The 25,480-nt window shown below is 73.4% G+C and carries 25 protein-coding genes; 11 read left to right on the top strand and 14 right to left on the bottom strand.

From position 1 onward, the window contains the following. Positions 1-82: 82 nt before the first annotated feature. Complete coding sequence (locus tag AB0O91_RS17535; RefSeq protein ID WP_363433465.1) at positions 83-1,378, bottom strand: MFS transporter; 1,296 nt, start codon at positions 1,376-1,378, stop codon at positions 83-85. Positions 1,379-1,533: 155 nt separating this feature from the next. On the opposite strand from AB0O91_RS17535, the gene AB0O91_RS17530 reads away from it, so the two are divergent. Then, positions 1,534-2,118 (top strand): MarR family transcriptional regulator, encoded by a 585-nt coding sequence (locus tag AB0O91_RS17530; RefSeq protein WP_363433462.1) that lies wholly within the window; start codon positions 1,534-1,536, stop codon positions 2,116-2,118. A 177-nt stretch (positions 2,119-2,295) separates the two neighbouring features. Here the strand turns inward: AB0O91_RS17530 and AB0O91_RS17525 are convergent, their stop codons facing one another. From AB0O91_RS17525 to AB0O91_RS17515, 3 genes are all read right to left on the bottom strand, one after another. Then, positions 2,296-4,131, bottom strand: a complete 1,836-nt coding sequence (locus AB0O91_RS17525; protein WP_363433459.1) for a glycosyl hydrolase family 18 protein — start codon at positions 4,129-4,131, stop codon at positions 2,296-2,298. 395 nt (positions 4,132-4,526) lie between these two features. Next, the gene (locus AB0O91_RS17520) at positions 4,527-5,150 is read right to left on the bottom strand and encodes a hypothetical protein (RefSeq protein ID WP_363433457.1); all 624 of its coding nucleotides are present in this window, start codon (positions 5,148-5,150) and stop codon (positions 4,527-4,529) included. Between the two features lie 144 nt (positions 5,151-5,294). After that, the gene (locus AB0O91_RS17515) at positions 5,295-5,855 is read right to left on the bottom strand and encodes a DoxX family protein (RefSeq protein ID WP_363433454.1); all 561 of its coding nucleotides are present in this window, start codon (positions 5,853-5,855) and stop codon (positions 5,295-5,297) included. 218 nt (positions 5,856-6,073) lie between these two features. Between AB0O91_RS17515 and AB0O91_RS17510 the strand changes: the two genes are divergently transcribed. Then, positions 6,074-6,706 carry a MarC family protein gene (locus AB0O91_RS17510; protein ID WP_363433451.1) on the top strand — a complete coding sequence of 211 codons (633 nt, stop codon included), beginning with the start codon at positions 6,074-6,076 and terminating at the stop codon, positions 6,704-6,706. Between the two features lie 61 nt (positions 6,707-6,767). On the opposite strand, the gene AB0O91_RS17505 is transcribed toward AB0O91_RS17510, so the two are convergent. Next, positions 6,768-7,307: an NADPH-dependent FMN reductase gene (locus tag AB0O91_RS17505; RefSeq protein WP_363433449.1), complete on the bottom strand. Its 540-nt coding sequence runs from the start codon at positions 7,305-7,307 to the stop codon at positions 6,768-6,770. Positions 7,308-7,350: 43 nt separating this feature from the next. After that, a complete protein-coding gene (locus tag AB0O91_RS17500) occupies positions 7,351-7,785 on the bottom strand; it encodes an Lrp/AsnC family transcriptional regulator (RefSeq protein WP_363433447.1) in 435 nt (144 codons plus the stop codon). 220 nt (positions 7,786-8,005) lie between these two features. On the opposite strand from AB0O91_RS17500, the gene AB0O91_RS17495 reads away from it, so the two are divergent. From AB0O91_RS17495 to AB0O91_RS17475, 5 genes are all read left to right on the top strand, one after another. Continuing rightward, positions 8,006-8,836: a tryptophan 2,3-dioxygenase family protein gene (locus tag AB0O91_RS17495; protein WP_363433445.1), complete on the top strand. Its 831-nt coding sequence runs from the start codon at positions 8,006-8,008 to the stop codon at positions 8,834-8,836. Between the two features lie 26 nt (positions 8,837-8,862). After that, complete coding sequence (gene kynU, locus AB0O91_RS17490) at positions 8,863-10,089, top strand: kynureninase (RefSeq protein WP_363433442.1); 1,227 nt, start codon at positions 8,863-8,865, stop codon at positions 10,087-10,089. A 143-nt stretch (positions 10,090-10,232) separates the two neighbouring features. Further along, a complete protein-coding gene (locus tag AB0O91_RS17485) occupies positions 10,233-10,868 on the top strand; it encodes a TetR family transcriptional regulator (protein ID WP_363433439.1) in 636 nt (211 codons plus the stop codon). Further along, on the top strand, positions 10,865-11,629 hold the full coding sequence (locus tag AB0O91_RS17480; protein WP_363433436.1) for a glucose 1-dehydrogenase: 765 nt from the start codon (positions 10,865-10,867) through the stop codon (positions 11,627-11,629). The genes AB0O91_RS17485 and AB0O91_RS17480 overlap by 4 nt, the downstream gene beginning before the upstream one ends. A gap of 156 nt (positions 11,630-11,785) precedes the next feature. Beyond that, positions 11,786-12,283, top strand: a complete 498-nt coding sequence (locus tag AB0O91_RS17475) for a F0F1 ATP synthase subunit B (RefSeq protein ID WP_363433433.1) — start codon at positions 11,786-11,788, stop codon at positions 12,281-12,283. Between the two features lie 179 nt (positions 12,284-12,462). Here the strand turns inward: AB0O91_RS17475 and AB0O91_RS17470 are convergent, their stop codons facing one another. After that, entirely contained in the window at positions 12,463-13,971 is a 1,509-nt protein-coding gene (locus AB0O91_RS17470; RefSeq protein ID WP_363433430.1) for a choice-of-anchor A family protein, read from the bottom strand. Positions 13,972-14,216: 245 nt separating this feature from the next. On the opposite strand from AB0O91_RS17470, the gene AB0O91_RS17465 reads away from it, so the two are divergent. The 3 genes from AB0O91_RS17465 (at position 14,217) to AB0O91_RS17455 (ending at position 16,512) form a co-directional block, all read left to right on the top strand. Further along, on the top strand, positions 14,217-14,924 hold the full coding sequence (locus tag AB0O91_RS17465) for a 4'-phosphopantetheinyl transferase superfamily protein (protein ID WP_363433427.1): 708 nt from the start codon (positions 14,217-14,219) through the stop codon (positions 14,922-14,924). Positions 14,925-15,091: 167 nt separating this feature from the next. Continuing rightward, positions 15,092-15,574, top strand: coding sequence for a hypothetical protein (locus AB0O91_RS17460; protein ID WP_363433424.1), 483 nt, complete (start codon positions 15,092-15,094; stop codon positions 15,572-15,574). 83 nt (positions 15,575-15,657) lie between these two features. After that, positions 15,658-16,512 (top strand): helix-turn-helix domain-containing protein, encoded by an 855-nt coding sequence (locus AB0O91_RS17455; RefSeq protein WP_363433421.1) that lies wholly within the window; start codon positions 15,658-15,660, stop codon positions 16,510-16,512. Between the two features lie 102 nt (positions 16,513-16,614). Here the strand turns inward: AB0O91_RS17455 and AB0O91_RS17450 are convergent, their stop codons facing one another. Both AB0O91_RS17450 and AB0O91_RS17445 read right to left on the bottom strand, forming a co-directional pair. Beyond that, entirely contained in the window at positions 16,615-17,031 is a 417-nt protein-coding gene (locus AB0O91_RS17450) for a hypothetical protein (protein WP_363433419.1), read from the bottom strand. A 135-nt stretch (positions 17,032-17,166) separates the two neighbouring features. After that, positions 17,167-18,153, bottom strand: a complete 987-nt coding sequence (locus AB0O91_RS17445; RefSeq protein ID WP_363433416.1) for an Lrp/AsnC family transcriptional regulator — start codon at positions 18,151-18,153, stop codon at positions 17,167-17,169. A gap of 124 nt (positions 18,154-18,277) precedes the next feature. On the opposite strand from AB0O91_RS17445, the gene AB0O91_RS17440 reads away from it, so the two are divergent. Beyond that, positions 18,278-19,120, top strand: a complete 843-nt coding sequence (locus tag AB0O91_RS17440) for an inositol monophosphatase family protein (RefSeq protein WP_363433414.1) — start codon at positions 18,278-18,280, stop codon at positions 19,118-19,120. A 98-nt stretch (positions 19,121-19,218) separates the two neighbouring features. On the opposite strand, the gene AB0O91_RS17435 is transcribed toward AB0O91_RS17440, so the two are convergent. From AB0O91_RS17435 to AB0O91_RS17415, 5 genes are all read right to left on the bottom strand, one after another. Then, the gene (locus tag AB0O91_RS17435; protein ID WP_363433411.1) at positions 19,219-20,097 is read right to left on the bottom strand and encodes an amidohydrolase family protein; all 879 of its coding nucleotides are present in this window, start codon (positions 20,095-20,097) and stop codon (positions 19,219-19,221) included. Then, positions 20,097-21,731, bottom strand: coding sequence for an acyl-CoA dehydrogenase family protein (locus AB0O91_RS17430; RefSeq protein ID WP_363433408.1), 1,635 nt, complete (start codon positions 21,729-21,731; stop codon positions 20,097-20,099). The genes AB0O91_RS17435 and AB0O91_RS17430 overlap by 1 nt, the downstream gene beginning before the upstream one ends. Then, the gene (locus tag AB0O91_RS17425; RefSeq protein WP_363433405.1) at positions 21,715-22,440 is read right to left on the bottom strand and encodes a TetR/AcrR family transcriptional regulator; all 726 of its coding nucleotides are present in this window, start codon (positions 22,438-22,440) and stop codon (positions 21,715-21,717) included. The genes AB0O91_RS17430 and AB0O91_RS17425 overlap by 17 nt, the downstream gene beginning before the upstream one ends. A gap of 216 nt (positions 22,441-22,656) precedes the next feature. Continuing rightward, entirely contained in the window at positions 22,657-24,156 is a 1,500-nt protein-coding gene (locus AB0O91_RS17420; RefSeq protein ID WP_363433403.1) for a S28 family serine protease, read from the bottom strand. 361 nt (positions 24,157-24,517) lie between these two features. Beyond that, on the bottom strand, positions 24,518-25,444 hold the full coding sequence (locus tag AB0O91_RS17415; RefSeq protein ID WP_363433400.1) for a serine protease: 927 nt from the start codon (positions 25,442-25,444) through the stop codon (positions 24,518-24,520). Positions 25,445-25,480: the final 36 nt, after the last annotated feature.

Genomic DNA, 25,480 nt, shown 5'->3' with positions numbered 1-25,480 from the left:
GAAGCCAAGCGCGACGGGCGCCGACCAGGTGACCGGTCGGCGCCCGCTCGAACGCCCGTGCGCGGCCGCCGGGGCCGGCGCGTCAGGCGGCGGTCTGCAGCTCCCGGACCGGGGCCGGGGTGTGGACCACGACCGGGGCCGCGTTGTCCTGCTCCGCCGTGAGGTACGGGCGCAGCCGCAGCGCCAGGACGACGATCAGCAGCGTCGAGCCCGCCATGGCCGCGAGGTAGAGCGGCCAGGTGCCGGAGCCGACCAGCAGCACGCCGACGGCCGGGCCGACCGCGATCGCGATCTGCTTCACCAGGGCGTACCCGGCGTTGTAGGTGCCGAGCAGCCGCGCCGGAGCGAGCTCCGCGACCATCGGGCCCATGGTGGGCGCGAGCAGCGACTCGCCGACGCCGAACAGGGCGTAGATCGAGACGATGGCGACCGTGGCGGCCATGGTCTCGGTCCGGATCAGGCCGGCCACCAGGGCCATCGCCCAGGCGCCGAGCCAGACCACGGCGGCCGCGGCCATCGCGGTGGTGCGGCGGCGGCGGGCGGTGATCCGCACCATGAACATCTGCAGCACCACGATGGTCACCGCGTTGGCGCCGATCGCGAGGCCCAGGGTGGACGGTGCGGTGCCGACGGTGTCGGTGGCGAAGGCCGCGACACCGGACTCGAACTGGCCGTAGCAGGTGAAGAAGATCAGCCCGGCGAGGATGCTGAGCCGGACCATCGCCTTGTCGGCGAGCAGGGCGCGCAGCCCGGTCGGGCTGTCGCTCTTCTCCGGCACGATGCCCAGCTGGGCCTTGGGTATCCGGGCGGTGCCGGTGACCAGGGCCAGGCCGAGGAAGGTGATCGCCTCGATGGTGAAGAGCCGGGTGAGGCTGGCCGGGTCGGCGACGTTGACGATCTGCCCGCCGACCAGCGCGCCGATGCCCATGCCCAGGTTGACCAGGGTGAACTGCAGCGCGAAGGCGTGCGAGCGGGTCGCCGCCGTGGAGCAGCGGACGATCATCGTCGCGAGCGCCGGCTGGCAGGTGGTGACACCCGCGCCGAACAGGAAGGAGGAGACCAGCAGGGCCGGGGTGCCGGTGGCGTGGCCGAAGGCGAACGCGCCGCTCGCGGCGAGCGCGGCACCCACCAGCAGCACCGGACGGGGGCCGTAGCGGTCGATGCCGCGCCCGGTGAACGGGAGGACGGCGAGCGCCGCCAGCGCGAAGACGGTGAACACCATCCCGGCCGCCAGCGAGCCCAGTCCGCGCACCTGGTCCACGTACACGAACATGTACGGCATCGTGAACCCGCTGCCGAACGCGCTGAGCGCGTTGCCGATCTGGACGCGGCGCAGCGGGCTGCCCGCCCCACGTCGCTGCTGCCTCTGCTGCTTCACCGTGCCGGTCACCGTGCACATCCCTTCCTGGTTTCGACTGGAACTCTTGAGCCCAGAAGACTTCAGACCTAAACTCTGACGAGATAAAGTCTTAGCACCGGAAGAGTGCGGAGTCAAAGTCTTAAGGAGTGCACGACCGTGCGACACTGGTCCGCATGACTACGGACAAGCCGTCGCCGGCTGCCGACAAGCTCCCGCGCGCCACTCCCCTGGAGCTCGGCATCGCCGAGCAAGTGGCGCTCTACCAGCGGGAGTTCCCCACCGTCGACCCCCAGGTCGAGACGATCGTGCAGACCCTCAACCGGGTCTCCCGGCGGATGGGCGTGGCGTACGACCGGCAGCTGACTGTGCTCGGAATCACCTCCGCCGAGTGGGAGGTGCTCAAGGCGCTGGTGGTCAGCGGCAGCCCCTACCGGCTGGGGCCGGGCGAGCTGGCCAAGCGGCTGGGCCTCACCCCGGCCGCGATGACCCACCGGATCGACCGGATGGTGGCCGAGGACCTCGTCACCCGGGAGCGGGACGAGTCCAACCGGGTCCGGGTGATCATCGAGCTGACCGAGAACGGCCGCGACAAGTGGCTGGAGTCGATGCGGATGGCGGCGGTGTTCGAGGAGGAGCTGCTCCAGGACGTCGTGGGCGAGGAGCGCACCGCGCTCTCCGCGCTGCTGGCCCGGATGCTGCGGCGGATCGAGGAGAGCCAGCCGGACGCACTCGGGCGCACGGCCGATCTGGCGCCGTAGCACCGGGACGGCATCGCCGGGGGCCGTGGCGCCGGGAGGCCGTGGCGCCCGGCGGCGGGAACGACCGAGTCCGGCCCGCCGGGGAGATGCTCCCCGGCGGGCCGGACTCGTCGTCGTTCAGGTGCCGCGGGGTCCGTCGGACCCCCGGGCGGTCAACCGGTCAGGCCGGTCGACCGGTCAGCAGGGGCCGTTGTCGGTCCAGACGCCCCACTGGCCGCTCTGGCTCGGGTCGTCGCCCTTGGTCCACCACTTGTTGGTGTAGTAGTGGCCCTTCCAGGAGACCTTGGTGCCGCCGGCCGCGTAGGTGGCGTTCGGGTCCCAGGCCGGGGCGGCCGCGCAGGTGGCCGGCGAGGTCGGGGTGCCGGTGGGGGTGCCGGTCGGCGTCCCGGTGGGCGTGCCGGTCGGGGTGCCCGTCGGCGTACCGGTGGGGGTGCCGGTGGGCGTACCGGTCGGGGTCTGGCTCGGGGTGCCGGTCGGCGGGGCCGGGCAGCCGGCCGCCGAGCCGTTGGTGGCGTTCACCATCGTGTCGAACAGGCTGGTGTTGGTCCCCAGGTCGTACAGCGAGAAGGCGAAGGAGCCGCCGAGGCCGTTGCAGTGCGCGTAGTCGAGCTTGGCCTGGATGGACCGGGCGTCCTCACCGCTCCAGAAGGTGTTGCCGTCGTAGAAGTAGGTCGCCTTGGCGTCGTCGTCCCAGAAGGTCTTGGAGGGGTTGTCGACGAAGCCGGCCAGCTCCTTGTACATCTGGATGCCCGCGACGTTGCCGGACATCGCGGCGCCGGTCGCCGGGGCGGTGGCGGGCTGGAAGAGGCCGTTCTTGCCGTTGTTCTGGACGCCGGTCCAGCCGCGGTAGTAGAACGGCACACCCATGTTGATCTTGCTGGCCGGGAAGCCGCCGGGGATGCCGTACTGCGGGTCGCCGACCGTCCACGCCTTGATGGCGTTGTCGATCGAGTACTTGCCGTTGCCCGGCTTGGCCGGGGTCGACGGGTCGTTCGGGCCGGAGTACAGCGGCGCCTGGTGGTTGGTCGGACCCTGGGGGTCCCAACCGCCGTGCATGTCATAGGTCATGACGTCCATGAAGGTCAGGTACTGACCGATCTTGTCGGTCTCGACGTTCATGATCTTGTCCTGGCCGGCACCGACCGCCGCCGACAGGGCGTAGGTCTTGTTGTCGGCCTTGCCCTGGGCGTCCAGCTGGTTGCGGAACTCCTGCAGCAGCAGGGTGAAGTTCTGCTTGTCGGCCGGGCTGGAGATGTTCCCGGTGTGGCCGCCGCCGCCCGGGTACTCCCAGTCGATGTCGATGCCGTCGAAGATGCCCGCACCGGTGCCCGGGCCGCCGTAGCCGGCGTCGGACGGGAGGTTGCCCTTGATGAACATGTCGATGCAGGACGAGACCAGGTGCTTGCGCGAGGCGTCCGTGGCGGCCGCCGACGAGAAGTACTTGGAGTAGGTCCAACCGCCGATCGACAGCAGGATCTTGAGCTTGGGGTTCTTCGCCTTCAGCTTCTTCAGCTGGTTGAGGTTGCCCGCGATCGGCTGGTTCCAGACGTCGCCGACGCCGTCCACCGAGATGTCCGCGCCGAAGCTCTTCTGGTAGTCGGCGAACGCGTCGGCCGCGCCGTCACCGGCGTTGGGGTTGTTGTCGTTGGTGTCGGCGGCCTTGGTCGCCTCGAAACAGCCCAGGTCGGTCGGCGAGATGTTGGCGAAGTCGTAGATCAGGTAGTCCAGCTTCCCGGCCACGCCGGTGTCCTGGATCGTCTTCGGGTAGTACGCGTTCGCGTAGATCGACCACTGGTCGTAGTAGGCGACCTTGAGGCCGCCGCTGGTGGCGGGCGCGCCGGTGGAGTTGGTGGTCGCGGCGTTGGCCGCGGCGCCGCCGGTCAGCGCGAGGCCCGCGCCGAGCAGCAGGGAGGCGGTGGTGCCGACCGCGATCGCGGCCAGGCTCTTCGGACGGCGCCGACGGGGCCCGTCCGGAGCCGGGGTCCCGGCCCTTTCAATGCGTGAGCGCAGCATGGGTGCGTGACTCCTGGTCGTGGGGGAGGTTCCGTCGCCCGGCGGGGTCGTGCGTCCGGGGTGGGGCCGGACGACCGGGACATGACAGATCAGGGGGTGGGGAGTAGAGCGGGCAGGCCATGACGGACGCCGGGATGTGCCGAACCGGCGCCCCCGGCACGAGGCCGGTGACGCCGGTTCAGGGGCTCCCTGCACCTGGGCAATAAAAATGGACTAGACCAACTCGCCCGTCAAGGGGTGCTGTTGGCCCTTGAGTCCCGCTTAAGGTTGCCCGCCCGGCCCGCACCGGGTCCGAGCAGCGGGTTTCGGCGCCCGGACCCGGTGCGGGGTTCGACAACGGGGGGCGGGGTCCGGCGGAGGCGGGGGCGATCCGGCGGCGGGGGCGCGGGCGGGGTTCAGTAGCGGACGGTGTTGGCCACCTCGGCCTTGACCGTGCCGGTGAGGGCGCGGTTGGCGTGCGCGACGGCCTCCGCGCTCCCGCCGGCGGCCACGTCGTCGACGGTCACCGCGGTCGCGTCCAGCAGCCTGCCGCCGCCGTCGGTGAAGTTCACCTGGACCACGTACCGGTACGACTGCTGCCCGTGGTTGGTGACGGTCAGCCGGACCTGCGGCCGACCGTCCGCGCCGGTCGACACCGCCCCGACCGCGACGTCCCCCTTGGCGTCCAGTCCGCCCTTGATCCCGGCGACCGCCGAGGAGGCCGCCGAGATCGCCGCCGAGGCCTCGGCCTCCGCCGAGGCGATCACCCCGCCCACCCCGCCCGCCACTCCGCCGGCCGCCGAGGCCAACGCCGAGGCGGCGGAGGCGGCGGCGCTCGCCAGTTGCTGGGCCTGCCCGGCCGCCGAGGAGGCCGGACTGCCCGCGCTCTTGCCGGAGGAGCAGCCCGCCAGCCCCGCCACGGCCAGCACGGAGGCCGCCAACACTGCTGCGGTGAAGCGTTGTTGACGTTTCGTCAGACTCTTCGAACACCGCCCTGAGGTGACCCGGGTGAGCGGCTGGCGGTCCGTCGTACGGTCCATGGGGTCCCTCGTTCCTTCCCGGCGCCGGGCCGCCCGGCACACCTCCCCGCCCACCCTCCGAGCCGCCCGGCACCGCCGCCAGCAGAGGTGCTGCCTCCGGGTGAAAGCACCGGGGCCGGTCCGACGGAACCCACGGGGCGGACCCTAGGAGAGCCCGGACCCCTCCTGCTCGTCCGCCTCCACCGCCGCCCGCTCCTCGCGCAGCCGCACCAGGTGACGGCGACGCGCCACCACCCCGTACGCCCCCAGTGCGCTCGCCACGAAGGCCGCCGCGCCGACCCACGGCCGGTCGAAGACGTGTCCGGTGGCGTGGTCCAGCGAGTACCGGCCCGGGCCGGCCAGGCCGAGCGCCAGCGCGGTCGCGCCCAGGAACGCGGGGTACTCGTAGCCGCCGCTGGTCAGGAAGAAGCCCGCCGGGGCGTGCACCGACACCGCCCCGGCCATCGTCCCGGCCACCGCCGCGCCCGCCGCCGGAGTCGCCAGTCCGGCCACCAGCAGCGCACCGCCGCCCGCCTCGCCGAGGCCCGCCGCGACGGCGCTCTGCCGGGCCGGGTGGAAGCCCATGTGGTCCATCGCCCGGGTGGTGCCCTCCAGGCCGCCACCGCCGAACCAGCCGAACAACTTCTGGGTGCCGTGCGCGATCAGCACCCCGCCGACCGCGCTGCGCAGGGCCAGCAGGCCCAGGTCCTTACGGTTCAGGCACATGTCGCATCCTCGTTTCCGCCAAGGGTGGTCACACCGCCGGGGAGCGGTCGCACCTACCTCCATGGCACCCGAGAGCGCGCACCCGTTCGAGTCGGGGCCGCCATCCGGGCGAATCCGCCCGCCGCGAGGAATGGACCGCGCGCGGGGAGATCCACGCCACGCCCGGCCGCGGGGCGTGGCGGGCGGGAGGCCGCGGCCGTCGCGGTCATGCTGGACGCATGTTCGTCTTCAACCTCGGCAGCGCCTTCATCACCTTCTTCGCCGTGGTCGGCCCGCCGAAGACCATGCTGTCCTTCGCCCGGCTGGCCGGGACCCGCAGCAACCGGGAACTGCGCAGACTGGCCGCGCTGAGCACGGTCATCTCGGCGGTGATCGGCCTGGTGCTCGGCTTCGGGGCCGACGAGGTCACCACGCTCTTCCACATCAGCGACCAGTCGCTGCAACTCGCGGGCGGGGCGATCTTCTTCGTCTACGCGGTCGCGCTGGTCTTCGGGATGCACCTCGGCACCGACGGCGACGAGGACGAGCACCTGACCAACCCGCTGGCGGACGGCGTCCGCGAACTGCTGCTGCCGTACATCGCCAGCCCGCTCGCGATCACCGCCGTCCTGGTCGCCTCGCTCAACCGCAACGACTGGGGCTGGAAGGCCGCCGTCGCCGGCGCGTACGTGGCGGTGGCGGTGCTCAACTACGTCTGCGTGGCCCTGCTCGCACCGCTGATGCGGCGCACCCACAGCACCTCGCTGGAGGTGCTGTCCCGACTGCTCGGCCTGCTGCTGGCGGCGGTCGGGGTCGAACTCTTCCTGGAGGGCCTGGCCGGGCTCGGGGTGCCCCTGGCCGTGGTGCACTGAGGCCGCTCGACCCACCGCCGACCGGGCCGGCACCGCGCCCGTCAGCCCGCCACCTCGTCGCTCAGCCCGCCGCCAGCCGGGCCAGCACCGCGCCGATCCGCTCGCGCACCAGCGGGTCGGCGACCAGTCCGTCCGGGCCGACCGCGCCGCGCTCCAGCGGGATCCGCACGCAGGCCTCGTCCAGGACGGCCGCGCCGGTGTAGCCGAGGACGGTGCGCAGGGTCGCCTCCGCGCCCCCGCCGCGGCCCGGGCCGGCGCAGTTGATCCAGCCGACGGGCTTGTCCGCGATCTCGACCCCGCCGACCGTCCAGTCCAGCAGGTTCTTGAACGCGCCCGGCAGCGTCCCGGCGTACTCGGGGGTGCAGACCAGCAGCGCGTCGGCCGCCCCGATCGCCGCCCGCAGTCCGGCCACCGGCTCCGGCAGCGGGTCGGTGTCGTGGTCCGGGTTGAAGTGCGGCAGCCCGGCCGGCCCCGGGTGGTACACGGTCCGGACGCCGGGCAGGGTGTCCGCCACGGCGGCGGCGGTGCGCAGCACGGCCTCGTTGGCGGATCCGGCCCGCAGGCTCCCGGACAGCAGCAGGATGTGGCGCTCGTTCGGCATGCCGAGGAACCTACTCCCTGCCGTCGACGTCAACGCACGTTCGTCAGCTCGGCAGCAGCGGCCGCCAGGGCACCGGGCTGGAGAGGATCATCGAGCTGGCCGGCGGGCCGTACCCGCCGAGCCGGTCGCAGAGCGCCTCGAACTCGGCCATCGTGGACACCGCGACCAGCAGCACGCAGCAGGCCCCGCCGGTGACCCGGTGCAGTTGCAGCACCTCCGGCCAGGTCGCCACCTCCGGGTCGCGCAGCACGCAGCGCGGGCCGTAGCACTGCACCTGGACCAGCGCGGTGATCGGCAGCCCGGCCCGGGTGGGGTCGACGTGGGCGTGGTAGCCGCTGATCACCCCGTCCGCCTCCAGCCGGCGGACCCGTTCGGCCACCGCGGGTGCGGACAGGCTCACCCGGCGGGAGAGTTCGTTGTACGAGAGCCTGGCGTCGGCCTGCAGCTCGGCCAGCAGTCGGCGGTCGACGGCGTCCATGGGGCTCCCGAAAAGCGGTGGTGATCAGCGGTTTTTCATTCGTAAAGCAGTTCGGCCGAACGCCTCGCGAATGACAACCCGAAGCCCGGTTGCGGTGCTCGTCGGCCATTCAAGCGGGGCACCGTGGCGCCGCACAATGGGCTCCCCGGTGGAACCAGGACGTCCGTCCACTCCGCCGGCCCCGGGCGACGAGGCCCGGACGGGACCAGGAGGGATCGGGATGGGGCACGACACGGTGGAGACACCCAACCTGTCGTTCGGTCGGGGCGGCCGACCGGGTCGGGGCACCCCGTACGCGCAGTACGTGCGCCTGGAGGAGTTGCACGGCCTCCAGCACCCGCGCAGCAAGGAGCCGGCCGAGCTGTCGTTCATCGTCACCACCCAGGTGATGGAGCTGCTCTTCGACCTGCTGCGGCACGAGTGGACGATCGCCCGGCAGGCACTGCACGACGACGACCTGGCCGCCGCGCTGGCGGCGCTGCGCCGCGGCACCCACGTCCAGGACGTGCTGGTGGGGTCCTGGGACCTGCTGGCCACCATGACGCCGCAGGAGTTCAACTCCTTCCGCGCGCTGTTCGGCGAGGCCTCCGGGTTCCAGTCCTCGGCCTTCCTGCACCTGGAGTTCCTGCTCGGCAACAAGAACGCCGCGCTGCTCAACATGTACACCGAAATGCCCGAGGTCCAGGCCGAGTTGGCCGAGGAGCTGCGCTCCCCCGGGCTGTACGACGAGGCGCTCGGGCTGCTGGCCCGGCACGGCCTGGCGGTGCACGCGGAGACATCGGAGCAGCGCTACCGGCCCTCCGAGGAGGTCGTGGCGGCCTGGCGCCGGGTCTACACCGAGCCGGAGTTCGCGGCCCTGCAGCCGCTCGCCGAGGCCCTGTTGGACGTGGCCGAGCGGGTCACCCGCTGGCGCCAGCGGCACCTGACCTCGGTCAAGCGGACCATGGGCGGCAAGCCCGGCTCGGGCGGCTCCAGCGGGCTGACCTGGCTGCGCAAGGCGGCCGAGCAGGACGTGTTCCCGGAGCTGTGGACGATCCGGGACGAGCTGTGAACGACGACGGCGGGAGAGGGACCGGCATGATCACGCGCGAGGAGTGCGCGGCGCTGGACGCCGTCGACCCGCTGGCGGCGTTCCGCGAGGAGTTCACCCTCCCCGAGGGGGTGGTCTACCTGGACGGCAACTCGCTGGGCGCGCTGCCGGTGCGCACCCCCGAACGGGTCGCCCGGGTGGTCGAGCAGGAGTGGGGCCGGGAGCTGATCCGCAGCTGGAACGACGCCGGCTGGTTCGAGCAGCCGTACCGGCTGGGTCGGCGGATCGCGCCGCTGATCGGGGCCGACCCGGCGGAGGTGGTCGTCTGCGACACCACCTCGGTGAACCTGTTCAAGGTGCTCTCGACGGCGCTGCGGCTGCGCCCGGAGCGCCGGACGGTGCTCGGCGACGTCGAGGCCTTCCCGACCGACCTGTACATCGCCGAGGGCGTGACCGGCCTGGCCGAGGGCGGGCGCAGCGTGCTGATCCGCCCCGAGGAGCTGGACCGGCACCTGGACGGCGACGTGGCCGCCGTCGTCCTGTCGCACGTGGACTACCGCACCGGCGAGCTGCTGGACATGCCCGGGATCACCGCCCGGGTGCAGGCCGCCGGCGCCCTGATGATCTGGGACGTCTGCCACTCGGTGGGTGCGCTGCCGATCGGACTCGGCGCCGCCGGGGCGGACTTCGCGGTCGGCTGCAGCTACAAGTACCTGAACTCCGGCCCCGGCTCGCCGGCCTTCCTGTACGTCGCCGAGCGGCACCTGGCGGCCGGTCCGCAGCAGCCGCTGAGCGGCTGGTTCGGGCACGCCCGCCCGTTCGCCTTCGAGCCCGGGTACGACCCCAAGCCGGGCATCGGCCGCTTCCTGACCAGCTCGCCCTCGCTGCTCGGCCAGGCCTCGCTGGAGGTCTCGCTGGACATCTGGGAGCGGGCCGACCTGGCCGCCGTGCGGGCCAAGAGCCTGGCGCTGACCGACCTGTTCATCGCGCTGGTCGAGGGCCTGGACGGGGTCGAGGTGGTCACCCCGCGCGAGCACACCCGGCGCGGCAGCCAGGTCGCGCTGCGGCACGCGGACGGCTACCCGGTGGTGCAGGCGCTGATCGCCCGCGGGGTGATCGGGGACTTCCGCGCGCCCGACCTGATGCGCTTCGGCTTCACCCCGCTCTACCTCTCGTACACCGAGGTGTGGGACGCGGCCCGGCAGCTGGCCGAGGTGCTGGCGAGCGGCGAGTGGCGGGAGGAGCGCTTCTCCCGGCGGGGCGAGGTGACCTGACCGGAAGGCGGCGGTCGTGGCCGTCGGAGCCGGGGTCCGTGGGCCTCGGAGCCGGGGTCCGTGGGCCTCGGAGCCGGGCGGTCGTGGCCGTCGGAGCCGGGGGCGCGTTGCCGTTAATAATGCGCAGTATTAATCTGGTGCGCATGGCAAGGACGACAGCGGGCCACGAGACCCGCGAGAGGCTGCTGCGGGCGGCGGAGGAACTCTTCGCCACCCGGGGCGTGGAAGGCGCCCTGACCAGGGACATCACCCGGCTGGCCGGACAGGGCAACCCCTCCGCCGTGCAGTACCACTTCGGCTCCCGCGAGGGCCTGCTCGACGCGATCATGGCCGGCCGCCAGGACCGCACCGAGCGGGCCCTCGCGCCGCGTCTGCCCGCACTCGCGGACGCGGACCTGCCCGGACTGCTCGGCGCCCTGGTCACGGCCGAGGCCACCGAGCTGCGCACCGACCAGGGCCGGCACTGCCTGCGGATCTCCGCCCAGGTCAGCCACAGCAGCGGGGTCCGCACCCGGACCCCGCACCCCACCCTGGCGGGCGGCGGCTACTGGCGACTGATCGAGCTGGTCGAGGAGCGGATCACCGCGCTGCCGGAACCGATCCGGCTGGAACGGATCGACCTGGTCCTCACCCTGATCGGCGCGGCCCTGGCCGACCGGGCACAGCAGTACCTCACCGGGTCCACCCCCCTCACGGACGAGGAGACCTTCCTCGCCGACCTGGTGACGGTGTCCGCCGCCATGCTCTCCGCCCCCACCCCCGCAAGGAGCACCCCATGAACGACCTCACCGGCAAGACCGTCATCATCACCGGCGGCGCCCGCGGCCTCGGCGCCGAGGCGGCCGGGCTCGCCGTCGCGGCCGGCGCCAACGTGGTGATCACCGACGTCCTGGAGGAGGACGGCAGGGCCACCGCCGCCGAACTCGGCGAGCGGGCCCGGTTCGTACGCCACGACGTGACCTCCGAGGCGGACTGGCAGCGCGTGGTGGACTTCGCGACGGCGGAGTTCGGCGCGGTGCACGGCCTGGTCAACAACGCCGGCATCTCGACCGGCTCGCTGCTCGCCGACGAGAGCGTCGAGCACTTCCGCAAGGTCCTGGACATCAACCTGACCGGCGTCTTCATCGGCATGAAGACCGTCGTCCCGGCCCTGCGCGCGGTCGGCGGCGGCTCGATCGTCAACATCTCCTCGGCGGCCGGCCTGATGGGCCTGGCGCTCACGGCCGGCTACGGCGCCTCCAAGTGGGGCGTGCGCGGCCTCAGCAAGATCGGCGCCGTGGAGCTCGGCACCGAGCGGATCCGGGTCAACTCGGTGCACCCGGGCATGACCTACACCCCGATGACCGCGTCCGTCGGCATCCAGCGCGGTGAGGGCAACTACCCCAACACCCCGATGGGCCGGGTCGGCGAGGCGCCCGAGATCGCCTCCGCCGTGGTCTACCTGCTCTCCGACGACTCCTCCTACGTCACCGGCGCCGAGCTCGCGGTGGACGGCGGCTGGACCACCGGGCCGACCGTCAGGTACGTCATGGGGCAGTGACACCGCTCCGCCCACCCGGGCCGCCCGGGCCGGACGGACCGCCCAGCAGGTGGCGTGACGTGACGTGACCCAGTTCATGGCCGGGCCCGAGTTCGACCGCCACCGCCCCTGGGAAACCTCCTTCTTGACTGTTCGTCAGACCTTGGGGAGGTTGGCGTGCACATCGAACTCGGGCCGCTCAGGCCCGATCCCGGCATGCTGGTGCTCGGCCTGGCCCTGTTCCTCCTGCTGCTGTGGACGCTCGGCACCCGCCTGCTCCCGCGCGTCGAACGAGTGCAGGCGGAGCGCCGGGACGCGACCGAGGGCCGCGCCGAACGTGCGGAAGCCGTCCGCGCCGAGGCCGAGGCGGTCCGGGAGGCCGTCCGGCGCGAGCTGGCCGAGGCCCGGCACGAGGCGGCCCGGATCCGCCGGGACCACGCCGAGCGCGGCGCGGCGGCGATCGCGGCGGCCCGCGCCGACGGCACCCGTGACCGCGAACGGCTGCTCGCCGCCGGCCGCACCCGGATCGCCGCCGACCGCGACGCGGCCGCCGCCGTGCTGCGGCAGGACGTCGGCGAGCTGGCCGTCCTACTGGCGGGCCGGGTGGTCGGCGAACCGGTGCACACCGTCGCCGCCGAGCGCCGCACGGTGCAGCGCTTCTTCACCGCCGAGTAGCGGAGCAGCCGCGCCACGGACCGGCGTCCGGCCGATTCGGCCGTTCCGGTCAGGTCGGCGAGCTCGGCCGAACCACCGCTCTGGGAACAGGACTTGGGGCGCGGCTTCGGGAACGGCGAAGGCCGCCCGGTCGGATCGACCGAGCGGCCTTCGCGTGGCAGCCTGCGCTGCTACCGACGTCAGCTGTGGCGGCCGCGACGGCGGGCAGCCATGACGGCGAGACCACCGAGGCCGAGCAGGCCGACACCGGCCAGGCCGAAGACCACCGGGGCGTTGCCCGCACCGGTGGAGGGCAGTTCACCGCCCGGGTGGGTCGGGTGGTGGCTGGTCGGGCCGGGGCCCGCGCTCGTCGTGGACTCGCCGGCCGACGGCGAGGTGGCGGTCCCGCTCGGGGACGTCGGCGCGGGCGAGGTCGGGCTCGCCGAGGGTGAGGTCGGCGACGGAGAGGTGGGGCTCGGGGACGTCGGACTCGGAGACGTCGGACTCGGAGACGTCGGCGAGGGCGAAGTGGGCGACGGGGAGGTCGGGCTCGGGGACGTCGGCGAGGGCGACGTCGGGCTCGCCGAGGGTGAGGTCGGGCTCGCCGAGGGCGACGAGGAACTCGGCGACGGACTCGGCGTCACCCTGCAGTCCGGGAGGTCGCCGTCGAACGGGTAGCTGTGGAGTTCGTAGCCGCCGGTGCCGGTGTGGATCAGGTTGCCCGCGAGGTAGACCCGGCCGTTCATGCCCGGCTGGGCGATGGTCATGGTGCCGCCGGGGTTGCCGGCCAGGACGGAGCCCTGGAACTGGGCGCTGCCCAGGATCTGGGCGTTGGTCGCGGTCGGGAAGTTGTACATCAGCTTGGAGCGCATGTCGGTGGTCTGGTCGCCCGCCGCGCCGGTGCCGGTGTAGGTGTTGATGAGCGGGCTGTCGCCGAGCATGTTGACCACGACGGTGGCCCCGGCCGGGATGTTGTTGAAGACCAGGCCGATCTGCCCGCCGCTGGGCGAGGCGAGGTTCTGGGAGACGTTGAAGACCTGCTTCGCGCTCGTCCCGTCACCGGTGAAGGTGGCCTCGCTGCCGGTGACGTCGACGGTGCCGGTCGCGGTGGCCGTGGCGGCACAGGCGGAGACCGTCTCGATCTGGGTCAGCACGTCCTGGTACGGCGCGGCGGCGTTCGGGTCCTCGATGGACTGGCCGGTGGGGTCGATGGTGACGGTGCCGTCGACGGCGCCCGCGTGGCGCAGGTTGCCGAAGGCCGGGCCGTGCGAGTCGCTGCCGCCGATCAGGATCGAGTTGCCGCTCAACGCGTCGGTGTTGCCGCCGACGGTGACGAAGTCGCTGCCGTTGGGCGGGACGACCCGCGAACCGACGCCGACCACGCCCATGTTGTAGATGCCGCCGCCGTTCTTGTCGACGGTCAGGTTCCCCAGCGTGACGATCTTGCCCTCGGCCTCGGCCGCACGGCCGTTGACGGTGTAGTTGCCGCCGGTGAAGACGTTGATGCTGGCGTCCCGCCCGGTGAAGTCGCCGTTGTTCGGCTCCGGCCAGGTCGCCGGGCAGTCCGGACCGGAACAGGCGCCCAGCGGCGGGGCCAGCGGAGCGGCCGAACCGACCGTCAGCACGGCGGCCAACGGCACCGCGGCGACGGCGGTCGCCACGGCGATCCGGACGACCCGGCGCCGACCGGCGGCGGGCGCGCTTCTCACGGCGGTCGTTCTGTGATCCGGCGAACCGGTGGCCTGACCCATCGACAATTCCTCCGCACATAGAAAAAGGGCAGGTAGCGGACCTGCCGTGCTCCGTGTCCCTGCTGGCGATCCCACAGATCAGGGACATCCAACCCCAAAACGGACTATTCATACCCTATAGACCCTCAGATCCGAACCGGAAATCGGCCGCGCGGCGCAACCCCGCCCCGTCGGCCACCGGACGGCGGGCTAGGTTGGAGTCCATGACCACCGAGGCCCAGGAGCAGGACGCGCCGCTCGTCGCCGTCGCGTCCGCCGACGCCGTACTGCGGCACCCCGAGGCGGGCGAGCACCTGCTCACCGATACCGAGCTGGCGCGTGCCGAGCGCTTCCGCCAGGAGTCCGGACGGACCGACTTCGTCGCCGGGCACGTCCTCGTCCGGCTCTGCGCCGCCCAACTGCTCGACGTTCCGGTGGCCGGCCTGGTCCTCGCCCAGCAGTGCCCGGACTGCGGACTCGCCGACCACGGCAAGCCGTACCTGCCCGACCACCCCGGGGTGGAGGTGAGCCTGTCCCACACCCGGGGCGTGGTCGCGGCCGGGGCCGGCCGCCGGCCGATCGGGGTGGACGTCGAGCTGGCCGCCCGGGGCGGCTCGCTGCGCGCGGTGGCGCGCCGGGTGCTCGCCCCGGCCGAGCTGGCCCTGGTCGAGGCGGCCGCCGAGCCGGACCGGGCCTTCCTTCGGCTGTGGGTGCGCAAGGAGTCGCTGATCAAGATCGGCCGGGCCACCCTGGACACCCTCGGGCGGACCGACCTCTCCGCACTGCCGCTGGACGTCCCGCCCGGCGCCCCGCTGCGCAGCCGCTACGAGGACCTGCACCTGCTCGACTGGACCGACCCCGAACGGGGCGCCGCCGTCGCGGCCGTCAGCACCGCCCCGCCGCGCATCGTGGAGCTGCTCCCGGCGGGCTGAGCGCCGGGCGGGCCGGATACCGATGGACCGGACCACCGGTGGACCGGGCGGACCGGGCTGCCGGTGGGCCGGTGAGTAAGCGGTGTTAGCGTGCCTGGTCGTGGGCACGCCGACCGCGCGCGCCCGCCGACCTCCCCGCTGCCCACCGGATCAAAGGGTGCCCCGCCATGGCCAAGTTCCTGCTGAGCCTGCACGTCCTCGCGTCGGTCCTCTTCATAGGCCCGGTCGCGGTGGCCGTCAGCATGTTCCCGCGCCGGGCGAAGGCCGCCCTCGCCGGCGGACCGGACCAGGCCTCCGACGCGGGCGTGCTGCGCATCCTGCACCGGATCACCCAGGTCTACGCCCTGCTCGGCGTCGCGGTGCCGGTGCTGGGCATCGGCGTGGCCCAGGTGATGGGCGTGCTCGGCCAGTCCTGGCTGATCGTCTCGATGGTGCTCACCGCGGTCGCCGCGCTCTCCCTGCTGCTGTTCGTCCTCCCCGGCCAGCAGGCCGCCGTCGACGCGCTCGGCCTCGACCCGGCGGACGAGAAGCACACCAAGGCCCTCGGCGGCCTGCGCCTGCTGCCGATGACCGCCGGGGTGTTCAACCTGCTGTGGGCCGTGGTCGTGGTGCTGATGGTGATCCGCCCGGGCTCGACCACCGGCGCCTGACCCCCGCCGTTCCCCCGATCCACACCCCCCGTTCCCGCCGCCCCCTCCCGCCGGCCGGGCTCGTTCGAGTACCGTCCTCGATCATGACGATCATGGCGGGCATGGGCGGCCCGACCGGCACCGGCGTCGGCCCGCTGCTGCGCGGCTGGCGGGACCGGCGACAGCTCAGCCAACTCCAACTGGCCCTGCAGGCGGGCTCGTCGGCCCGGCACCTCAGCTTCGTCGAGAACGGCCGCGCCCGGCCGAGCCGCGCCCTCCTGCTGCGGCTGGCCGAGGAGTTGGACGTCCCGGTGCGCGAGCGCAACGCCCTGCTGCTGGCGGCCGGTTACGCCCCGCAGTACCCCGAGACGCCCTTGGACGACCCGTCGATGGACGCGCTGCGCGGCGGCCTGGAACGGCTGCTCGCCGCGCACGACCCGTACCCGGCGGTGGTGATCGACGGGGCCTTCCGGGTGCTGGCCGCCAACCGCGCCGCCGCGCTGGTGCTGGACGGCGTCGCCCCGCGGCTGCTGGAGCCGCCGCTGAACGCGGTCCGGATCGCCCTGCACCCGGAGGGGCTGGCACCGCGCATCGTCAACCACCGGCAGTGGCGGCGGCACCTGCTGGAACGGATGGCGCGTCAGCTGGAGCTGTGCCGCAACGAGTCGTTGCGGCAGCTGTACGAGGAGGTGCGCGACTACCCCGAGCCGGCCGACGGGACGACGGAGGAGAAGGGCTCCCCCTTCGCCCTGCCGCTGCGACTGCGGCACGAGGGGCGGGTGCTCTCCTTCCTGTCCACCGTCACGACCTTCAACACCCCGCTGGACGTGACCGTCTCCGAACTGGCCCTGGAGGCCTTCCTGCCGGCCGACGCGGAGACCGTCCGCTTCCTGCAGTCCGCGGTGGGACCGGAACGTCCGGACCCGTCCGGCTCCGCGCCGGGAGCGACCGGGGCGTAGCGGGGCCCGGCGGGACCGGGGCGTGGCCCGGCGCGGCGCGGGGCGGGGCGGTGCGTGGTGGGTCAGCGCGGGTCGGAGCGACGCAGGGCGGTGCGTGGTGGGTCAGCGCGGGTCGGAGCGACGCAGGGCGGCGAGTTGGAGGACCACGAACAGGGCGACCGCCGCGGCCTGGAGCGGAATCCACACCGCGCCCGCCGCGGTGGGCGCCGGATGGACCGCCAGGACCACCGAACTGAGCACCACCCAGGTCGAGTTGACACCGACCACGGCCAGGACGGCGGGCCTCGGCGTCCGTCGGCGGGCGGCCAGGGCGGCGACCGCCAGCGCGTAGCCGGTGAGGAGGGCCCCGAGCCCGACCACCACGGCGCGGCCCAGCCCCAGCAGTTCGCCGAACGGACCGGTGAAGGCCAGGTAGGCCAGGCCGTTGCCCCCCGTCGCCAGGACGTCCAGGCGCAGGACGCCGCGCACCGTCCACGGGGAGAGGACGGAACCGGTGGGTGTGAGGGTGTTCGCGGACATGGCGGATCGGCCTCCTGGCAGGGGTTCGGCCCGGCGGCGGTGCGGCACGGCCGGGTTCCTCCAGCCTGCCGGGCCGTCCGGCGGGCGTCGATTACCCCGCGGGTAAGAGCGGGTGGGACCGGTCGGCTCAGGGCCTCATCGACCCGGCTGCCGGAGCAGCACACCGGCCCGCTTCACCGCACGGGCCGTGATCACGGTCTCGGCCCGGGTGACCCCGAGCGGGCCGAGGGTGTCGGTGAGGAAGCGGTAGAGGCCGCCGTGGTCCGGGCAGAACAGCGTGGCCAGCAGGTTGCTCGGTCCACTGGTGGCGAAGACGCCGTGCACCCGGGGGTGGCGGGCCAGCTCGCTGCCGACCTCGGCGAGCCGGCCGGGCGGGACGTCCAGCCAGAGGTTGGCGTCCACGGCCATGCCGAGCAGCCGGGGGTCCACGGTCGCGTGGGTGCGCAGCAGCCCGAGCCCGTCCAGCCGGTGCAGCCGGCGCCGTACGGTCGACTCGGGGGCGCCGACCGTCCCGGCCAGCACCGCGTGGGACTGCCGGGCGTCCTCCTCCAGCCGCCCCAGCAGGGCGCGGTCGAGGTCGTCCAACGGCGGGGGCACGGCGGGGCGCGGGACGACCGGCCGGGCCAGCGCAGCGGCCTCCGGCCCGGTCAGCCCCTCGGCCCGCCACTGGCCGGCGTCCGCGAAGGCGTGCAGCACGGCGTGGGTGGTGGTCTCGGTGACCGCCTCGGTCGCGGGCAACTGCCCGTACAGCAGGCGGTCGCGGGCACCGGCGTCGCTCAGCATCACGGCACCGACCTCGTGGCCGCCGAGCATCACGTCGACGAAGGGGACGTCGGGCCGGTCGGCCAGCGCTCGGGCGATCGCGTCCACCCGGCCGCGCAGCACCCGGACCCGTAGCAGCAGCGCCCCCACCGCGGCGTCCTCGACGTCGGGCATCCGGACCACCCGCAGCACCCCGGCCTGCCGCATCCGGCCCAGTCGGCGGGTGACCGTGCGGGCGGAGACGCCCAGCACCTCGGCGATCCGGCCGGGCTCGGCCCGTCCGTCCACCTGGAGCGCACAGACCAGCCGCCGGTCGAGGGTGTCCAGCATGCTGTCCGGATCGGTCGTGGTGAGGTCCATGGTGTCCGATCTCCGTCGTTCCGGTCGATCCGGCATCCACTTCGGCAGCCCTGACGCTACTCCTTGTCCTGCCCGACCGGAACGGACGGGAGCCTATGGGCGGGACCCGATGGGCGGGAAGCCGATGGGCGGGAAGCCGATCTTCGAGGAGGACGGGATGGAGCTGTCGGAGCGGTGGGCGCTGGCGGAGGCCGTGGAGGCGGCGGTGCGCGAGGTCGGTGCGGAGCTCGCGGCGCGGCGGCCGGTGGAGCCGGCCCCGGCGCGGACCGCCGAGGAGGCGATGGCCCGCTTCGCGGAGCTGGACGGCCCCGCCGCCGACGGGCTGCGCACGCGACTGGGCGCGCTGCGCCCGCAGGCCGGCTGGGCGCCGGAGGAGTGGGACGGCACGGTGCCGACCGAGGGCGAGTGGTGGGTGTGCGACGCGACCGACGGTGCGGTGCAGTACCTGCTCGGGCTGCCGCACTGGGCGGTGACGGCGACGCTGGTGCGCGACGGCGCGGCGGTGCTGGCCGTGGTGCACGCCCCGGAGCTGGACGGCGGCCGGACCTACCGGGCGGTGCTGGACGGCGGGGCCCGGCTGGACGGTCGGCCGATCGCGCCGCTGGAGCGCGAGTTGGCGGCCGCCGTCGCCGCCACCAGCCAGCCGCCGCTGGTGGCCGCCGACCCGGTGGCGCTGCGCCGGGCGGGCGAGTCGCTGTCCGCGATGGCGGGCGCGGTGCCGGCGGTGCGCAACCTCGGGCCGACCGCGCTGCAGGTGGCGCAGGTCGGCTCCGGGCACCTGGCGCTGTTCTGGCAGTACGGGACGGACGCGGGCAACCTGCTGCCCGGCGCGCTGATCGCGCGCGAGGCGGGCGCGGCGGTGACGGACGCCGCCGGGGCGGCCTGGACGGCCGGCTCCGACAGCGTCCTCGTCGCCGCGCCCGGACTGCACGCGGACGCGGTGGGCGTGCTGCGCGCGGTCCGGTGACCGGCGTGTCCGTCACGCGCGCGCCGAGTCGGGACGGACGCGCGCGCCGATGCGGGACCGACGCGCGCGCCGCGGTCGGCCGGGCGCGGGACCCGCCCTCAGGTGAGGCCGAACAGGGCGGCCGCGTTGTCGTGGCAGACCGCCCGCAGCCACTCCTCCCCCAGGCCCAGCCCGGCCAGCGCCTCCAATTGGTGGACGTACCGGTACGGGATGTTGGGGAAGTCACTGCCCAGCAGGACGCGCTCCCGCAGCCCGCGCAGGCGCGGCAGTTCATCGCGCGGGAACGGGACGTCGGCCTCCGCGAAGTCGGTGAACGCGATGGTGGTGTCCAGCCGGACGGCCGGGTGGCGTTCGGCCAGGTCGAGGAAGTCGCGGTACTCCGGCATGCCGAGGTGGGCGACCACCAGGACCAGCCCCGGGTGCCGGTCCAGCACCGCACCGATCGGCCCGGGGCCGGTGAACTTGCCGGGCACCGGCCCGGATCCGCAGTGGGTGACCACCGGGGTACCGGTGTCGGCGAGCAGCCCCCAGACCTCGTCCAGCCGGGAGTCCGCCGGGTCGTAGCCGCCGACCTGGAGGTGCGCCTTGAACACCCGGGCGCCGTCCTCGATCGCCCGCGCCACGTAGCCCGCCGCCCCGGGTTCGGGGAAGAAGGTCGCGGTGTGCAGGCAGTCCGGGGTGCGGGCGGCGAACTCGGCGGCCCAGGCGTTCAGCCAGCCGGCCATGCCCGGCTTGTGCGGGTAGAGCATCGCGGTGAACGCCCGGACGCCGAAGTCCCGCAGCCGCTGGACGCGTTGTTCCTCCGCCTCGCGGTAGGTGATCGGCCAGGGGCGGTTCACCAGTGGCCCGGCCGCGTCGAAGTACGCCCACACCTTGTCGAGGACGTTCTTCGGCATGAAGTGGGTGTGTACGTCGATCAGTCCGGGCAGGCCCAGGCGCTGCCAGAACTCCCTTACCGCCGTGGCCTCTTCGCCCATCACGCGGGCACCGGGCGGGCGCGGTCGACGATCTCCCCGGTGTCGACGCCGGACGGCAGGGTGCCGAAGGCCGCGCCGTGGTCGCCGCCCAGCCGGCCGGCACAGAAGGCGTCGGCCACCGCCGGGCTGCCGTAGCGGACCAGCAGCGAGCCCTGGAAGGCCAGCGCCATGGACTCCACCAGCCGCCGGGTGCGGTACTCCAGGTCGGTCACGTCCCCCAGCTGCTTGCGCAGTTCGGCCACCGCGGCGTCCAGTCGGCGGTCCGCCCCGGCGGCCGCGTCGAGTTCGCCGAGGAAGGCCTCGACCGTCTCCGGGCGCTTGGCCATGGCGCGCAGGGCGTCCAGGGCCGCGACGTTGCCGGAGCCCTCCCAGATCGACACCAGCGGCGCCTCGCGGTAGAGCCGGGGCATCCCGGACTCCTCGACGTAACCGTTGCCACCCAGGCACTCCAGCGCCTCCGCCGCATGCGCCGGACCGCGCTTGCACACCCAGTATTTGGCCACCGCCAGGCCCAACCGCCGTACCAGCGACTCGGTTTCGTCCCCGGCCAGGGTGCGGTCGGTGGCCTGGGCGAGCCGCATCGCGGTCACGGTGGCCGCCTCGGACTCCACCACCAGGTCGGCCAGCACGTTCCGCATCAGCGGCTGGTCGACCAGCGCCCTGCCGAACGCCCGCCGGTGCAGGGCGTGGTGGACCGCCCTGGTCGCGCCGTAGCGCATCCCGGCGGCGGCGCCGATGGTGCAGTCCAGCCGGGTCATGTTCACCATCTCGATGATGGTCGGCACGCCCCGGCCCTCCTCGCCGACCAGTTGGCCCACCGCGCCGTCGTACTCCAACTCGGCGGAGGCGTTGGACTTGTTGCCCAGCTTGTCCTTGAGCCGCATCAGGTGCAGCCGGTTGCGTTCGCCGTCCGGCAGGACGCGCGGCAGCACGAAGCAGCTGAGACCGCCGGGGGCCTGGGCAAGGGTGAGGAAGAGGTCGGACATCGGCGCCGAGGTGAACCACTTGTGGCCGGTGAGCCGGTAGCTGCCGTCCGGCTGCGGGACGGCGGTGGTGGTGTTGCTGCGGACGTCCGAGCCGCCCTGCTTCTCGGTCATCGACATGCCGGCGATCAGCCCGCGCTTGGTGCGCGGCTCGCGCAGCCCGTAGTCGTACTCGGTGGCGGCCAGCAGCGGCTCCAACTCGGCGGCCAGGGAGGCGTTCCGGCGCAGCGCGGGGACGGCGGCGTAGGTCATCGAGATCGGGCAGGTGTGGCCGGCCTCGACCTGGCTCCAGACGAAGAACTTGGCGGCGCGGGCGGAGTGGGCGCCGGGCCGCCCGTCGCGCCAGGGCGCGGCGTGCAGGCCGTGGGCGACGGCGGTGCGCATCAGCTCGTGCCAGTGCGGGTGGAACTCGACCTCGTCGATCCGGTGGCCGAAGCGGTCGTGGGTGCGCAGCACCGGCGGGTTCTCGTTGGCCAGCCGGGCCCACTCGGCGGCCTGCTCGGAGCCCGCCAGGCGGCCGAGTTCGTGCAGTTCGGGCTCGGCCCAGCCGGCGCCGGCTCGGTGCAGGGCGGCGAGCAGGGTCGGGTCGGCGGCGGTGTCGTGTCCGTACGGCAGGGGCACCTGGTTGGTGACCTCATGCGTCGCTGTCATCGCGTCCTCCCAGGGCACGCAAGGTGAAGGAGACCAGGGCGGGGACCACCTCGGCGGTGGCCCGCTGGGGGTCGGAGGGTTCGAAGCGGGTGGAGGGTTCGGTCGGGGCGGCGGGTTCGGCCGGGGCGGCGGTGGCGGCCGGGACGGGGGGTTCGGTCGGGGCGGCGGTCGCGACCGGGGCGGCCGCGAGCGGGCCGGCCAGGGCCTCGCCCACCGCTCCGACCAGGGCGGCGGCGGTCAACACCGGGTCCTGTTCGGGAAGTTCACCGGCCGCCACGGCGGCGGCGATCTCGGTGGCGATCACGTCCCGGAACGCCCGCCGGAAGACCAGGCGCTCGCCGTCCACCACCGTGTCGGCGGGCTCCACCAGCAGCGCGTACGCCAGTCGGGGCGCACGCAGGGCGCGGGCGGCGAAGGTCTCGACCACGGCGGCGATCCGCTGCCGGGGGGTGTCCCGGAGGGCGACGGCCGCGTTCACCGCGGCCATCTCACGGGTGACCACCCGGCGGAAGAGCTGCACCGACAGCTCGGCCTTGTTGGCGAAGTGCTGGTAGAGGCTGCCGGTGGCGATCCCGGCGCGGTCCGCCACGGCGGCCATGGTGCAGCCGCCGTAGCCGCGCTCCGCGAGCAGGCCGACCGCGGACTGCAGCACCGCCTCGCGCTGGGCGTCCAGACGGGCTTGGACGGCGGGGGTGCGTCGGTAGGCCATGGAAGCATTGAAGCACTGATTCACTGCTTCGGGGAGAGGGCGCGAAGGCACGAGGGCGCGGCTGGGGCCGTGCGCGACGGAACGGCGGAGGCCGTGCGCACGACGGAACGACGGGAGGCCGCCCCGGGCGGGGCGGCCTCCTGGTCCCGCGGGTGGAACCGCGAGTGGGACTGCGGGTGGGACTGCGGGTGGAACTGCGGGTGGAACCGCGGGGCGCTACAGCGGGCGGCGCTCCTGCTCCAGCCGCTGGCCCTCGACGTCCAGCGGGCCGAAGGGCGCCCCCGGCTGCGCCGACTTGGCGAAGGAGCGGGCGTCGCCCTGGTCGCCGCCGAGACCGGCCCACTCCAGCACCTTGGCGGTGGCCTCCGCCGACTGGTCGGCCGGCAGCTTGCCGATGTTGGAGCCGTGGTTGCCGCCGGGCACGACGTAGACGTAGCTGTCGTCACTGCCCCGGCCGAGGTGGAACGGCTTGGCGCCCCACGGGTCGTTGCCGCCGTAGACGAACATGATCCGCTCGCCCTCGCGCTTCACCCAGCGGTCGATGTCGGGCATCGCGTACGGGTTGAAGACGGTCGGAATGGACTTCGGCACGTAGGAGCGCGCCGAGTAGAGCTCCTTGTAGTCGTAGTGCAGCTGGCCCTGGAGGTGGGAGACGTCGAAGTACGGCGCACCCAGCTCGGTGGCGGCCTGGTAGTAGTACGCGGTGTACTTCGCCAGCGACTGGTCGCTGTTGCCGGTGAGGCCCGACTCGGCGTCGTACCACGCGAGCAACTCGTCATCGGTCGCGGTGGCCGCCACCGGGACCTTGGCGCAGTCCGACTCCAGGCTGTACTGCCAGAACGCCCAGACCACGTCCAGCACGCCGGCCTCGTAGGCGCGGTCCGGGGTGCCGAGGGTGGTGAAGGTGGAGCCGGCCGCCGTGTTGGCGGCGATGAAGCGGGGCTCCAGGCGGTCGCGGCGCACCAGCAGCTCGCGCTGCGCGGCGTTCAGCTTGGCCCGGCACTCGGGGGTGCCGACCGTGCGGAAGAAGTCGCTGTAGGCCGAGTAGTCGTTGACGTCGGTGTTGTTGGGCGCGACGTAGGCGATCGTGCCCGCGACGTCGTCCGGGTAGAAGCGGCGGTAGAAGGTCGAGGACATCCCGCCCTTGCTGGCGCCGGTGGAGAGCCACTCCGCCTGGTAGATCCGCTTCAGCGCGGTCACCAGCTTGTGCGAATCGGCGGCCTGCTGGCGGATGCCCGCCTTGGACCAGTCGGCCGGCTCGGGGCGGGAGGGGGTGAAGTACCGGTACTCGATGGAGACCTGGTTGCCGTCGACCAGCCGGGTCGGCTCGGTGCGGGACGGGGTGGTGCCCAGCGTGTAGCCGTTGGTGTAGAAGACGGTCGGGCGGTCGTAGCCGCGGTGCAGCACGCTGAAGCGCTGCTGGAAGGTGCCCAGCCAGGGGCGGAAGTGGTCGATCGGCTGGGTGTAGGTGGCCAGGAAGTAGCGGTGGCCGGTGGTGGTGGGCTGCTCCTCGGTGATGGTCACGCCGGGGATCGCCGCCAGCCGGTCCTTGATGTCGGCGGTGGGATCGTCGGCGGGGCTCCGGCCGTGGGCGGAACCGGCCGCCTCGGCCGCCGCCCTGCCGCTGTCGGCCGAGGCCGGGGCCGCCAGGCCACCGACCGCGAACAGCGGTATCAGCAGGACGGAAACCAGCAGCCTCTTCAGCTTGGTGGTCATCAACTCTCCATCTGGTCAACGAACATGGCACATGCCTCGTCGGCACAACTCTGCGGTGCGGGTGGTGCGGCGGCCGCCCGGTGGACGGCCGAATGGGCCACCCGCCGGATCGCGGGTGGCCCATCGGGGGAACGTGCTGGTCAGCAGGGGTACCTCGGGTTGCGTCGGCGGGCCGGTCGGCGCCGCCACCGGGTGGCCGCCCGCCGAGGGGGTGCGGTGCGGGCGGGCCCGGGCTCAGGGGTGGGCGGGTGGACGGGTGGACGGGGCAGGGGCTCGGGACTGCCTCGGCGTTCGGGCCGGACCCGGCGTTCGGGCCGGACCCGGCGTTCGGGCCGGACCGTCCCGGAGCCCCGGGGGCGGGTTACGGGCGGGCCAGGGTGCAGCCCGGGAGGGTGAGGTCCAGGGTGTTACCGGCGGAGAAGCAGGCCGGGATGATGTAGGTCTCCTGGGCGTAGCCGATGCCCTGGTGGATCGTCACCGCGCCGGACTGGTCGACCTCGCACGGGTTGTTCAGGGTGCAGGACTGACCGTTCTCGTTGATCGTGTTGTTGACGGCGACGACCAGACCGGTGTTCGCGTCGATGACCGGCGAGCCGGAGGTGCCGCCGATCACGTTGCAGCCCGAGGTGTAGCGGACCGAGTCGTTGAACGTCCAGTCCGCTTCCTTGAGTTGGTAGGCGAAGCCGTCCACCGAGCAGGAGTAGGTCTGCTTCCAGTAGCCGGAGACGACCCGGATGTCGGTGCCCTGCACGGGGTGGTCGGTGGAGATGGTCAGCGGGGAGATCCCGCTCTGGGCCTGGATGCTGTCGTAGCTGGAGTCGAGCTGGTAGATCGTCACGTCGGTGCCGGTCATCGCGCTGTAGACCACCTTGGTGGCGTTTAGCGTGGCGACCTCGTTGGCGGAGCCGTCGAGCAGGGTGAAGGTGCGGCTGGACGGCTGGTTGACGACCACCTGGCCGGGGCCGGGCATGCCGGACTCCAGGCAGTGGCCGTTGGTGAGCACCAGCCCGGGGTCGCTGCCGACCGAGCCGGGCATCCGGACCAGCGAGCCGGAGCAGTTGCTCAGCGCCACGGTGCCGCTGAAGTCGACGGCGTCGAGGGGCTGGGCGGCCTTCGCGGCATGGAGGCCCGTGCCCCGGGCGACGGCGGGGCCGGCGGTGGCGTGGGTCGCGGCCGCGTGGGAGGGGGCGGAGTACGTGGGGGCGGCCTGGGCCGGGGCGGCTCCGGTCAGCGCGGTGGCTCCGGCGACCAGGACCGAGGCGAGCAAGCCTATGAGTGGCTTCTTCATGAGAGACCTCGCGGTGTGGGGGTCCCCCAAAATTGG

This window comes from Kitasatospora sp. NPDC089797, from assembly GCF_040684795.1.
Lineage (GTDB): Bacteria > Actinomycetota > Actinomycetes > Streptomycetales > Streptomycetaceae > Kitasatospora.
Note: the sequence above shows the minus strand (reverse complement) of the source record. Positions and strands in the feature narration are given on the sequence as shown.

What these genes read in the sequence shown, in the direction of transcription:
- AB0O91_RS17505 (WP_363433449.1), bottom strand. Translation starts at nt 7,307, where the DNA reads ATGCCGAACGAGCGCCACATCCTGCTGCTGTCCGGGAGCCTGCGGGCC.
- AB0O91_RS17480 (WP_363433436.1), top strand. Translation starts at nt 10,865, where the DNA reads ATGAACGACCTCACCGGCAAGACCGTCATCATCACCGGCGGCGCCCGC.
- AB0O91_RS17485 (WP_363433439.1), top strand. Translation starts at nt 10,233, where the DNA reads ATGGCAAGGACGACAGCGGGCCACGAGACCCGCGAGAGGCTGCTGCGG.
- AB0O91_RS17435 (WP_363433411.1), bottom strand. Translation starts at nt 20,097, where the DNA reads ATGGGCGAAGAGGCCACGGCGGTAAGGGAGTTCTGGCAGCGCCTGGGC.
- AB0O91_RS17420 (WP_363433403.1), bottom strand. Translation starts at nt 24,156, where the DNA reads ATGACCACCAAGCTGAAGAGGCTGCTGGTTTCCGTCCTGCTGATACCG.
- AB0O91_RS17530 (WP_363433462.1), top strand. Translation starts at nt 1,534, where the DNA reads ATGACTACGGACAAGCCGTCGCCGGCTGCCGACAAGCTCCCGCGCGCC.
- AB0O91_RS17445 (WP_363433416.1), bottom strand. Translation starts at nt 18,153, where the DNA reads ATGGACCTCACCACGACCGATCCGGACAGCATGCTGGACACCCTCGAC.
- AB0O91_RS17500 (WP_363433447.1), bottom strand. Translation starts at nt 7,785, where the DNA reads ATGGACGCCGTCGACCGCCGACTGCTGGCCGAGCTGCAGGCCGACGCC.
- AB0O91_RS17415 (WP_363433400.1), bottom strand. Translation starts at nt 25,444, where the DNA reads ATGAAGAAGCCACTCATAGGCTTGCTCGCCTCGGTCCTGGTCGCCGGA.
- AB0O91_RS17430 (WP_363433408.1), bottom strand. Translation starts at nt 21,731, where the DNA reads ATGACAGCGACGCATGAGGTCACCAACCAGGTGCCCCTGCCGTACGGA.
- AB0O91_RS17425 (WP_363433405.1), bottom strand. Translation starts at nt 22,440, where the DNA reads ATGGCCTACCGACGCACCCCCGCCGTCCAAGCCCGTCTGGACGCCCAG.
- AB0O91_RS17440 (WP_363433414.1), top strand. Translation starts at nt 18,278, where the DNA reads ATGGGCGGGAAGCCGATCTTCGAGGAGGACGGGATGGAGCTGTCGGAG.
- AB0O91_RS17450 (WP_363433419.1), bottom strand. Translation starts at nt 17,031, where the DNA reads ATGTCCGCGAACACCCTCACACCCACCGGTTCCGTCCTCTCCCCGTGG.
- AB0O91_RS17495 (WP_363433445.1), top strand. Translation starts at nt 8,006, where the DNA reads ATGGGGCACGACACGGTGGAGACACCCAACCTGTCGTTCGGTCGGGGC.
- AB0O91_RS17465 (WP_363433427.1), top strand. Translation starts at nt 14,217, where the DNA reads ATGACCACCGAGGCCCAGGAGCAGGACGCGCCGCTCGTCGCCGTCGCG.
- AB0O91_RS17520 (WP_363433457.1), bottom strand. Translation starts at nt 5,150, where the DNA reads ATGGACCGTACGACGGACCGCCAGCCGCTCACCCGGGTCACCTCAGGG.
- AB0O91_RS17525 (WP_363433459.1), bottom strand. Translation starts at nt 4,131, where the DNA reads ATGCTGCGCTCACGCATTGAAAGGGCCGGGACCCCGGCTCCGGACGGG.
- AB0O91_RS17515 (WP_363433454.1), bottom strand. Translation starts at nt 5,855, where the DNA reads ATGTGCCTGAACCGTAAGGACCTGGGCCTGCTGGCCCTGCGCAGCGCG.
- AB0O91_RS17510 (WP_363433451.1), top strand. Translation starts at nt 6,074, where the DNA reads ATGTTCGTCTTCAACCTCGGCAGCGCCTTCATCACCTTCTTCGCCGTG.
- AB0O91_RS17455 (WP_363433421.1), top strand. Translation starts at nt 15,658, where the DNA reads ATGACGATCATGGCGGGCATGGGCGGCCCGACCGGCACCGGCGTCGGC.
- kynU (WP_363433442.1), top strand. Translation starts at nt 8,863, where the DNA reads ATGATCACGCGCGAGGAGTGCGCGGCGCTGGACGCCGTCGACCCGCTG.
- AB0O91_RS17460 (WP_363433424.1), top strand. Translation starts at nt 15,092, where the DNA reads ATGGCCAAGTTCCTGCTGAGCCTGCACGTCCTCGCGTCGGTCCTCTTC.